This window comes from Buchnera aphidicola (Thelaxes californica), assembly GCF_005080825.1.
Classification (GTDB): Bacteria; Pseudomonadota; Gammaproteobacteria; order Enterobacterales; family Enterobacteriaceae; genus Buchnera_I; species Buchnera_I aphidicola_V.
Window position 1 is genome coordinate 323,083 of record NZ_CP034852.1, and the last position, 11,987, is coordinate 335,069.

Genomic DNA, 11,987 nt, shown 5'->3' on the forward strand with positions numbered 1-11,987 from the left:
AAATTAATACAAAGAAATTGTATAACACTCTCCGATTTTACTATAACCGAAATAGAAAAAATAATTAAATTTTCTATTTTTTTAAAAAAAAAAAAACAATCAAATAATGAAATACAATATTTAAAAAACAAAAATATTGTTTTAATTTTTGAACAACCTTCTACACGTACTAAATGTTCAGCAATTGTAGCTTGTAATGAACAAGGTGCTCATGTAACATATTTAGATTCCATTAACTCACATTTTAAATATAAAGAATCTATTAAAGATACTATAATTTTTTTGAGTAGTTTATATGATGGTATTTTATATCGAGGAAAAAAACATACAGATTTAGAAAATATTGTAAAAAATTCATCTATTCCAGTTTGGAATGGATTAACAGATAAAACACATCCTACACAAATTTTATCTGATTTAGTTACTATTAAAGAATATTCAACAGATAAAAAATGGTCAGAAATTAACATTACATATGTAGGAGATGCTACAAATAATATTTGTAGTACTTTCATAGAAATTGCAAAAATTATTAATTTAAATCTAACAATAGTATCACCTAAAGAATTAAAACCTAATATAAATACAATAGATTTTAAAAATCATGAAAAATATAAAAATATTAAATACACTGAAAATATAGAGGAAGGAGTACAACAAGCAGATTTTATATATACAGATATATGGTTATCTATGAATGAATCAGAAAAATTATGGAATGATAGAATAAACATTTTAAAAAATTATCAAGTAAATCAAAATATGATTTTATTATCCAATAACAAAAATGTAAAAATTATGCACTGTTTACCAGCATTATATGATTCTAGTACTAAAATTGGAAAAAAAATTCTACTAAATAATAAATTAAATAATGGTGTTGAAATTACACATGATGTTTTTTTTTCAAAAAATAGTATTGTTTTTGATCAAGCTAAAAATAAAATTTTTTCATTAAAAGCTATCATGATTTCTTCTTTAATAAAATTAAAATACTTTTTCTAATTCACATTTTCAATAATGATTAATTGTATATTTTTATATAATTTAAATATGTTAAAATTTAATATAAATCTATTTTTTTAACATAAAAATAATATTGACATACAAGAGGTAAAAAATGACTGCTATCATTATTAATACTAAACATGCTCCTCAACCAATTGGTCCTTATAACCAAGGAATATGTAATGGAAACATCTTATATATTTCAGGACAAATTCCAACACATACATTAGAAAACGTTGATAATATGAATATACAACAACAAACACAAATAATATTATCTAATATTAAAAATATAATTTTAAAAGCAAATTTTTCTGTTAATAATATTATTAAAACTACTATTTTTTTAACTAAAATAAAAGACTTACAAGATGTAAATAAAATTTATAAAATTTTTTTTCAAGAAAATAATAGTCATTTTCCTACTCGATCTTGCATAGAAGTAAATAACTTACCTAAAAACGCAAAAATAGAAATTGAAGCAATTGCTATGAAATAAAATTTTTATATCAATATGCCACTAAGTGGCATAAAAATAAAAAATATATTTATATCAAAAAAAAATTTAAAAAGACAATCACTATGAAATGGATTTTCGATTAGAAAAATTTTTTTTTGAAAGAGAATTTCGAACAGGAATACGACGAACTAAAAATTTATTTTTATTGTTATTAATTCGATAATTTTTTAATAATTTAATATTTATAGGTTTATTGAAAATACGTGTTCGTATACAACTTTGTATTAAAGTTTTAGAAATACCTTTAGGCAATTCTATAGTAGAATATTTAGAAAATAATTTTACATTTCCTATTTGACGACTAGGTATATTTGCTTCATTTGCAATTGCTCCTACAATATGTCTTACTTCTACACCATCATCTTTTCCTACTTCAATTCTATATAAATCAATCAATTCTAAAAACTTTTTATCTCGACGAAAAATTTTTTGATTTCTTTTATCATCTTTTCGACAATTATCTTTTATAAAATTTGATTTATATATATTTCTTTTCATATCTGGTGCAATAATTAAAGGACGTTCTCCTTGAGCTATTTTTAGTAATGCTGCAGATAAATTAAGTAAATTTATTTCCTCATGAGGATAAATTTTTGGAAGTAGTTGTTTATATTTTTCTAAATCTGAACTATTTAAATATATTTTAATTTTTTCAGAAAGTTTTTTTAATCTTTTTTGAGCTAATATATTTACATTTGGTATAGTTACTTCTCTTATTGTAGTTTTTACTATACGTTCTATGTTTTTTAATAAACGTCTTTCTCTATTTTCTACAAATAACAAAGCTTTTCCACTTCTACCTGCTCGTCCAGTTCTACCTATTCTATGTACATAAGACTCCGCATCCATTGGTATGTCATAATTAATTACCCAACTAATTCTATCAACATCTAATCCTCTAGCTGCAACGTCAGTAGCTATTAAAATATCTAAAGTACCGTTTTTTAGACGTTCTAAAGTTTGTTCTCGAAGAGATTGATTCATATCTCCATTAAGTGCCGCACTATTATATCCATGTTTTTCTAAAACTTCTGATACTTCTAAAGTAGCACTTTTAGTACGAACAAAAATAATAGTAGCAGAAAAATCTTCTACTTCTAAAAATCGAATTAATGCATCAGTTTTACGTCCATAAACAATCCAAAAACTTTGTCGAATATCTGGACAATTTGTTATACTAGACTGTATTTTAATTTCTTTTGGAGTATTCATAAATCTTCTTGTAATTCTTCGAATTGCTTCAGGCATAGTAGCAGAAAATAAAGCGGTTTGCCTTTTTTTTGGTATAGAACGCATGATAGTTTCTACATCTTCTATAAATCCCATTCTTAACATTTCATCGGCTTCATCTATAACTAAACTATATAAATGAGATAAATTTAAAGTTTTTCTATTTAAATGATCTAATAATCTACCAGGAGTTCCAACTACAATTTGAGGACCTTTTTTTAATGCTTTTAATTGTAGTTCATATCTTTGCCCTCCATATAAAGCTAAAACATTAATTCCATTAATATATTTTGAAAATAATGAACATGCTTCTGCTACTTGAACAGCTAATTCTCTAGTAGGGGCTAAAACTAAAATTTGTGGTTTTTTTAGATTAATATTAATATTATGAAGTAAAGGTAATGCAAAAGCAGCGGTTTTTCCACTTCCTGTTTGAGCCATTCCTAATACATCATATCCTTTTAATAATAAAGGAATACATGCTGTTTGAATAGGTGAAGGAGTAATATAATTTAAATCTTGTAAAGATCGAATGATATAATCATTTAAACCAAACGTTAAAAATTTATTGTCAACATGAGTCATGTAATACAAATGCCTCTTAAATTAAACGGGCCAGTTTACATAACTCATTATAATAATATTATTTATTTTCATTGAAAAATGTGAACTGGCTCAAAATAAAGATAATTTTATGGAAAGTATAAATACACATTACGTTTTTAATATTTATAAAGAATCAATATAAATATTACAATGAATATGTATAATATACTAATATTTTTTGTAAAAATTTTTTTTATGAAAATATATATTTTATTTAAAATTAAAAAATATATTTTTTATAAAAAAAATTATATATATTTTATTTATATTAATAATTCTAGTTATTTAAAATTATTTTTTAGCTTCTTTAATGCTTAATCGAATTCTACCTTGTCTATCTAATTCTAACACTTTTACTATAACACTTTGGTCTATTTTTAAATAATCACTTACTTTTTCTACTCTTTTATTTGCAATTTGAGAAATATGTACTAAACCTTCTTTTCCAATTCCAATTGAGACAAATGCACCAAAATCTACAATACGTGTAATTTTTCCAGTATAAATTTTTCCAATTTCAATTTCTGCCGTAATATCTTGAATTCTTTGAATCGCATTTTTTGCTTTTTCTTCAATTGAAGCAGAAATTTTTATAGTTCCATCATCTTCTATTTCTATAGTTGTTCCTGTTTCTTCAGTTAACATGCGAATAATAGATCCTCCTTTTCCAATAATATCTTTGATTTTTTCAGGATTAATTTTCATAGTATAAATCCTTGGAGCAAAAACAGATATTGCGTTTCTAGGAGAACTCAGTGCTTGTTGCATAACATTTAAAATATATAATCTAGCATTTTTAGCTTGATTTAATGCAATTTTCATAATTTCTGTAGTAATACCTTCTATTTTAATATCCATTTGTAAAGCAGTAATACCTTGATGTGTTCCCGCAACTTTAAAGTCCATATCTCCTAAATGATCTTCCTCTCCTAAAATATCTGTTAAAATAATATATTTATCATCTTCTTTTACTAAACCCATTGCTATTCCAGCAATAGAAGATTTTATAGGGACTCCAGCATCCATTAAGGCTAAAGAAGCACCACATACAGAAGCCATAGAAGAAGAACCATCAGATTCTGTTATTTCAGAAACAATACGAATAGTGTAAGGAAATTGATCTAATTTTGGCATAACTGCTAAAAAACTTTTTTTTGCTAATTTTCCATGACCAATTTCTCTTCTTTTTGGAGAACCGACTATTCCTATCTCTCCTACTGAATAAGGTGGAAAATTATAATGAAAAATAAAATTATCTGTTCTATCTCCAAGTAATTCATCTAAATTTTGAGCATCTCGAGCAGTTCCAAGTGTAACAGATACCAAAGCTTGAGTATTACCTCGAGTAAATAAAGATGATCCATGTGTTCTAGGTAAAATACCAGTACATACATTTAGCATTCTAACTACATCTTTTTCCCTTCCGTCAATTCTTATATTTTTTTTAATTAATTGTTTACGTACAATTTTTTTTTCTATATTATAAAAAATATTTTCTATTTCAAAAACAGTGTATTTTTCTACTTCTTGACTATAATATTCAAGAATATCATTTTTAATTTTTTGTAGTTTTAATACCCTTTCTTTTTTATTATAAATATCATACGCTTCTATGATCGATTGTTCATATATATCTTTAATTTCTTGATATAAAATTAAGTCATATGTAATTAGTTGATATTCAAAATTAGATTTAATCATCAAAGAAGTAAAAAACATTATATTTTCAATTAATGTTTGTTGTGCTTTGTGTCCAAATATAATTGCATTTAATATATCTGACTCTTTTAAAATATTTGCTTCTGCTTCAACCATTAAAATGGCATCTTTAGTACCGGAAATTATTAAATCAAGAGAACTAGATTTCATATCATCTATTATAGGATTTAAAACATAACTATTATTAATAAAACCAATTCTAGCAGCTCCAATTGGTCCTTTAAAAGGTAAATCAGAAATACTTAAAGCTGCTGATACTCCTATCATTGCAACAATATCAGGATTAATTTGAGGATTTACTGAAACAACTGTCGCTACAATTTGAACTTCATAAAAAAATCCTTCTGGAAATAACGGTCGAATAGGTCGATCAATTAATCTTCCTATTAAGATTTCATTTTCACTTGGTCTTCCTTCTCTTCTAAAAAATCCTCCTGGAATTTTTCCTGCTGCATACGTTCGCTCTTGATAATTAACTGTTAAAGGAAAAAAATTTTTTTCTATAGTAGGAGGATTTTTTTTTTGTGCTACAACTGTAACTAATACAGCAGTATCATCCATACTGACCATTACAGAAGAGGTAGCTTGTCGAGCGATTATACCTGTTTCTAAAGTAACAGTATGTGAACCATATTGAAATTTATGTTGAATAGCATTTAACAAAACAATGTTCCTTAATATAAATAATGTTATTTTCATACATAATAGTACAAAAAAAATTGTTTTTGATTATTACAATATTTAAAAATATCTTTTTAACAAAAAAATATATTAAAATGTATTATAATAACTGCATCTAAATAATATTTGGATATATGTAATATTGATAAAACAAAATCACATCTTTAATTTATTTACGCAAAGATAATTGTTTTACTAATTTAATATAATTATTAAAACTCTTTTTTTTTAAATAATTTAATAATTTTCTTCTCTTAGCTACCATATTTAATAAACCAAGTCTACTACTATGATCTTTTTTATTTATAGAAAAATGAGATTGTAATTGATTAATTCGTTTAGTTAATAAAGCAATTTGTACTTCAGAATTACCTGAATCAACATCATTTTTTCCAAATTTTATTATAATTTTTTTTTTTTGTTGGGTACTTAAAGACATAACTTTTCCTTTTTAATTTATGTATTAAACATATTTTAAATTATTTTTTTTGAAATTATTAACATAATTTTTTCAAAGTAGTATATTCATATAAATATTTTTTTAGGGTATAAAAAATGATCTTCTTGTATTATACCTAAACCAATAAATTTTTTATCATTTTTTCTAAGAACTCTTATTAATCCTGTTAATATATTTTGTTTTATATTAATTTTAGATCCATTTTTAAACATGTAAATTTCTTTAGTATCTAAACAATAATATTGAAAATCAGAAATAGGATGATCCATTGGAAGTAGAAACAAATCTAAGTGATTGTAATAAGAACTTTCATAAGAATTATGTTTTTTTTGTATTTGATTTAATTTTTGTAAAGATATAGTATGATATAATTCGTAAATAAACAATTTTATTCTTCTCAAATAAACGACATGTGCACCACATCCTAATATATTACCAATATCATCTATTAGCGTTCGAATATATGTTCCTTTAGAACACGTTACTATAATTTTGACATAATTTTTATAAATACTGACAACACTAATTTTTTTAATAAAAATCTTTCTTAAAGTTCTAGGAGGAATAATATTTTTTCTAGCATATTTATATAGAGATATACCTTGATATTTTACTGCTGAATACAAAGGAGGTATTTGATAACTCTCTCCTAAAAATTTCTGAACAACATTGGTAATATTTTTAAAAACATTTTTATGAACAATACATGTTTTTAATAAAACACCTTCTGAATCTAAAGTTGAAGTAATTTCTCCTAATTTCATAATTACAGAATAAGTTTTATTTGATTCTAATAAATATCTAGATAATTTTGTAGCTAATCCTAAACAAATAGGTAATATTCCTGAAGCAAGTGGATCTAAAGATCCAGTATGTCCCGCCTTTTTAGCATTAAATATCTTTTTTACTTGTTGTAAAGCAGCATTAGATGTTAAACCTACTGGTTTATCTAATAATAAAATTCCGTTAACATTTCTCTTAATATGATTATATTTCAATATATTACCTTTACATCATTCAATATTTTCATATATTAAAATTTTTATTTTTTTTGTATATTACTAATAATATTATTAATTTTTTCTCCTGTCGTAAAAGAAGGATCAAAATGAAATTTTAAATTAGGAATTACTCTAACATTAATTTTTTTAGAAACTAAATTTTTAATATATCCAGAAGCAGACTGTAATACTTTTAATATTAAATCAACTTTTTCATGATATTCTGTATTATATTTTTTTTCTTTATTAAGTAATGTTATAAAAATATTTGCATGAGTTAAATCTTTTGAAACTACTACTTCTGAAATAGTTAACATAACATTAATACGAGGATCCCTGATGTCTTTTTGTACAACAAATGCTAATTCTTTTTTTAAAATTGTTGACATTCTAGAAGATCTAAAATGTTTTACAATTTTTTTTTTTTTTTTATTTATTTTTTTCAAAAAAGTAACCTTATAAAATATGAAATAATGTTAAATATTTATATATTTCTTTGTATTTCTTTCATTTCTACAACTTCAATTATGTCTTTAATAAGAATATCTTGATAATTTTTTATTCCTATTCCACATTCCATTCCATTTTTTACTTCTATCACATCTTCTCGATATCTTCGTAAAGATTCTAATTCTCCTTCATATATAACTACATTATTACGCAATATTCTTACTGGATTATTACGTTTTATTACCCCCTCTATTACCATACATCCTGCAATTGCAGGAAATTTAGGAGATTTAAAAACATTACGTACTTCTGCTAAACCTAATATTTCTTGTTTATATTCAGGAGATAACATACCTTTCATCGCATTACTAATATCATTAATTAAAGTATAAATTACTGAATAATATCGTAAATCTAATTTTTCTTTTTCAATTATTTGTTTAGAAGAAGTATAAGCACGAACATTAAAACCTATAATAATAGCATTAGAAGCTAATGCTAAAGTAGCATCTGTTTCTGTTATAGCACCTACTCCGGAACCAATAATTTTTATTTTTATTTCAGAATTAGATAATTTTAATAAAGCTTCACATATTGCTTCTAATGAACCTTGAACATCTGATTTTAATACTATATTTAATGATAAAATATTTTCTTCTTTCATATTTTCAAATATATTGTCTAATTTTAATCTACGATTTTTATCTAATTTATTTTCTCTATTTTTTTCCTGTCGATAAATCGCTAATTCTCTAGCTTTTTTTTCATCATTAAGTGCATACATTACACTTCCTATTTCAGGTAATGAAGAAAAACCTAAAATTACTATTGGAAGAGATGGAATTGCTTTATTTATATTTTTACCTACTTCATTGGTCATTGCTTTAACTTTTCCATATGAACAACCTGATAAAATAATATCTCCTTTTTTTAACGTTCCTTCTTGTATTAATATAGTTGCAATAGGACCTTTACCTTTATCAATATAAGATTCAATTACAACACCACGAGCTAAACCTTGATCAATAGCTTTTAATTCCATCATTTCCGCTTGTAATAAAATTAAATTCAATAAATCATCAATTCCTTTTCCTGTTTTAGCTGATACTTGAATAAAAATATTATCTCCTCCCCATTCTTCTGGAACAATATCATGTTTCATTAAAGCATGTTTAATTTGTTCTGGATCAGATTCAATACGATCAATTTTATTAATAGCAACTAATACAGGAACATTTGCAGCTTTTGCATGTTGAATCGCTTCAATAGTTTGAGGTTGAACTCCGTCATCAACAGCGACAACTAAAACAATAATATCAGTAATTTTTACTCCTCTAGCACGCATAGAAGTAAAAGCAGCATGACCTGGAGTATCTAAGAAAGTTATTAAACCTTTTTTAGTTTTTACTTGATATGCTCCAATGTGTTGTGTAATTCCTCCTGCTTCTTTTTTTGCTATTCGTGTAGATCTAATAAAATCTAATAATGATGTTTTCCCATGATCTACATGACCCATAATTGTTACTACTGGAGGTCTTTCTTTTAATAATGTATTATCAATTACTCGATCACATATAATAGATTTTTCTAAATCGTTTTTATTATATAAAATTACTTTATGACCCATTTTTTCTGCTATTAATTGAGCTGTTTTCTGATTTAACAATTGATTAATTGTTGCAATAATTCCAAAACTAATCATTTTTTTAATTAATTCAACACTTTTTATTGACATTTTATTAGCTAATTCTGATACTTTAATAAATTCACCGATAAAAATATCTTTATTCACTATTTTAATAGGTTTTTGAAATACTTGTTTTAACGAATTTAACTTGATGTGATTTTTATTGTTTTTATTTTTTTTAATGATATTATTTTTTTCTTCTCGTATATTATTTTTTTTTAAAAATTTTTCATTATTTTTAGATTTTAATGTTTTTATGTTTTTTTTACGTTTATGTATTAAAAAATGAGATTGTTCATCTTTATCTTTATCTGTATTTTTTTTTTTTAAAAAACTGTTATTTTTTTTATTCAAGAGATCCTGCTTTTTCATATGAACTATTTATATAAAATAATAATTTTTATGTTTTAATATTTATTGTATTTTTATTAAAAAATTTTTAATTTTTTAATTTTGAATTTTTTTCATAAACAATTTTTTATTGTATATATATTTTGATTTTTTTAATTTATATTTTTGTTACTTTATTTTATATTAATTAATTGTATTAATTAAATACATTATACTTTTTAAAAAATATTTTTATGAAAAAATATAATAAATTGTGTTTTTATTATAAATACCCTAAAATAATTTATATATTATTAACATATCTTGTTACATTGTTTTTATTATCAAATTTTATTTTTTTTTCGTTTTTTGAAAAAATTAATATCACTTGTTTTTAGATTGACACAATCAATGTTTTTAATATTCATTCAATAATTTATTTGTTTATTAAATGATGAAAGAAAATTTATATTTTATTTAAGACACTTAATATATTATTACATTAATATTGTATCATCAAAAAATTTTATTCAAAATAAAAAATTTTTTCCTTTTCATAACAAAAATATACTGCTATATTTTATTTTTAAATTTTTTTTAAATTATTGAAATTATTGTGTTTCGTTGTCCACTAAATTAATTAAAAAAATTTATTTTTTTAATTAAAAATAATATAAAAACTTTAAATTTTTTTTATTTTTTAATAATCTTTAAAGACATTTAAAATTATTTAATTTTTTATATGTGTTATTTATATGCTTTTTTACTGTATTAAAAATAATATTTTAAATAAATAAGTGTAAGTTAAAATTATTTACAATAATTAATCAAAAAAATAATCCGATATTGTATATCTTATCAAAAAAAAACCAATAATTTATATTTTTAATATGAAATGAATAATATTTAAATATTTTGTAAAATTTTATTTTTCAATATTGTTTTTGTATGTTTTACATGTAAATGTTCAATAGTCATCACATTAATTTCCCAACCACTTAATTGCGAAGCTAAACGAACATTTTGTCCATTTTTTCCAATCGCTTGTGATATGTTAGATATTTCTACTGCAACATCCATAAAAAAATGATTTTTATCCATACAAATAGATGAAACATCAACTGGAGCCATCGAATTAATTACAAATTGAGTAGGATTATCATCCCATAATACAATATCTATTTTTTCACCACATAATTCATTAGAGATAGCCTGTACTCTAGCTCCTCGAATACCAACACAAGCACCTACTGGATCAATATTTATATCATGAGTTTTTACTGCTATTTTTGACCTAGAACCAGGATCTCTAGCAACCGCTTTTATTTCTATTATTTCTTCACTTATTTCAGGGACTTCAATACGAAACAATTCTACTAACATTTCTGGTTTAGCACGACTAAGAAATAGTTGAATACCCATAACATCCGGGTATACTGCATATAATAAACCACGTATGCGATCACCTGGTCGAAAATTTTCTCTAGGTAACATATTTTCTTTATTAATAATACCTTCTGCATATCGACCTACATCTAAAATAATGTAATCTCGATTATTTTTTTTTACGATACCTGTAACAATATCTCCTATTTTTTTTTGAAACTTTTTTAAAACCATATTTTTTTCTGCTTCTTGTACTTTTTTAACGATGATATTTTTTGCTGTTTGTGTTGTAATACGATTAAAATTAATTGAATCAATTTTATCTTCTATATAATCATTTAATTGTAATTTTTGATTTGAAAATTGTGCTGCCTCTAATGTAATTTCTTTAGTAGGTTCTACTACTTTTAGTACAACTTTCCATCGTCGAAAAGTATTTAATGCTCCATTTTGTTGATTAATCATCACTCTAACATCAATATCTTGTTCATAATTTTGTTTTGTGGCGATAGTTAATGCATTTTCTAAAACTTCAAATATTATTTGACGTGATAAAGATTTTGCATTAGCAACAGATTCAACAACAGCTAAAATTTCTTTATTCATTATATATCATCTCCATTTCATTTTTATAAAAAATATTTTATACACTTTAATCAACAATAACTTATAAACAATATTGAAATACGATTTTATTGAAAAATATACAAAGTGTTCATAAAATTTTTTTTAAAATAAAAAATATGTTGTTTTATATGAATATATGAATATTTTATTTATGTAATAAATATATTAATAATGATTATATAAAAAAACAATATGTTTAAACTACTTTACTATGACTATATAAATGCTTATCTTTCTTTTTATTTTTTTAAATGACTCAAAAAAAGAAAGATAAGCATTTAT

7 protein-coding genes and 2 pseudogenes are annotated in these 11,987 nt (G+C 23.2%); 2 read left to right on the top strand and 7 right to left on the bottom strand.

What is annotated here, in order from left to right; all coding sequences use genetic code 11:
• Together argF and D9V80_RS01440 are read left to right on the top strand one after the other, a co-directional pair.
• The coding region (gene argF, locus D9V80_RS01435; RefSeq protein ID WP_158353905.1) for an ornithine carbamoyltransferase at window positions 1-1,005 on the top strand (1,005 nt) is incomplete at its 5' end.
• A 115-nt stretch (window positions 1,006-1,120) separates the two neighbouring features.
• Window positions 1,121-1,507, top strand: a complete 387-nt coding sequence (locus D9V80_RS01440) for a Rid family detoxifying hydrolase (RefSeq protein WP_158353524.1) — start codon at window positions 1,121-1,123, stop codon at window positions 1,505-1,507.
• An 81-nt stretch (window positions 1,508-1,588) separates the two neighbouring features.
• On the opposite strand, the gene D9V80_RS01445 is transcribed toward D9V80_RS01440, so the two are convergent.
• The 7 genes and pseudogenes from D9V80_RS01445 to nusA all read right to left on the bottom strand — a co-directional run.
• Window positions 1,589-3,343, bottom strand: coding sequence for a DEAD/DEAH box helicase (locus D9V80_RS01445; RefSeq protein WP_158353526.1), 1,755 nt, complete (start codon window positions 3,341-3,343; stop codon window positions 1,589-1,591).
• A gap of 312 nt (window positions 3,344-3,655) precedes the next feature.
• Complete coding sequence (gene pnp, locus D9V80_RS01450) at window positions 3,656-5,782, bottom strand: polyribonucleotide nucleotidyltransferase (RefSeq protein ID WP_410051793.1); 2,127 nt, start codon at window positions 5,780-5,782, stop codon at window positions 3,656-3,658.
• Window positions 5,783-5,933: 151 nt separating this feature from the next.
• On the bottom strand, window positions 5,934-6,203 hold the full coding sequence (rpsO, locus tag D9V80_RS01455) for a 30S ribosomal protein S15 (protein WP_158353530.1): 270 nt from the start codon (window positions 6,201-6,203) through the stop codon (window positions 5,934-5,936).
• 86 nt (window positions 6,204-6,289) lie between these two features.
• The gene (gene truB / locus D9V80_RS01460) at window positions 6,290-7,222 is read right to left on the bottom strand and encodes a tRNA pseudouridine(55) synthase TruB (protein WP_187306479.1); all 933 of its coding nucleotides are present in this window, start codon (window positions 7,220-7,222) and stop codon (window positions 6,290-6,292) included.
• Window positions 7,223-7,266: 44 nt separating this feature from the next.
• On the bottom strand, window positions 7,267-7,671 hold the full coding sequence (rbfA, locus tag D9V80_RS01465; protein WP_158353534.1) for a 30S ribosome-binding factor RbfA: 405 nt from the start codon (window positions 7,669-7,671) through the stop codon (window positions 7,267-7,269).
• Window positions 7,672-7,709: 38 nt separating this feature from the next.
• Window positions 7,710-9,632, bottom strand: a pseudogene (gene infB, locus D9V80_RS01470) (translation initiation factor IF-2); the annotation flags it as partial.
• A gap of 1,008 nt (window positions 9,633-10,640) precedes the next feature.
• A pseudogene (nusA, locus tag D9V80_RS01475) lies at window positions 10,641-11,684 on the bottom strand (transcription termination factor NusA); the annotation flags it as partial.
• Window positions 11,685-11,987: the final 303 nt, after the last annotated feature.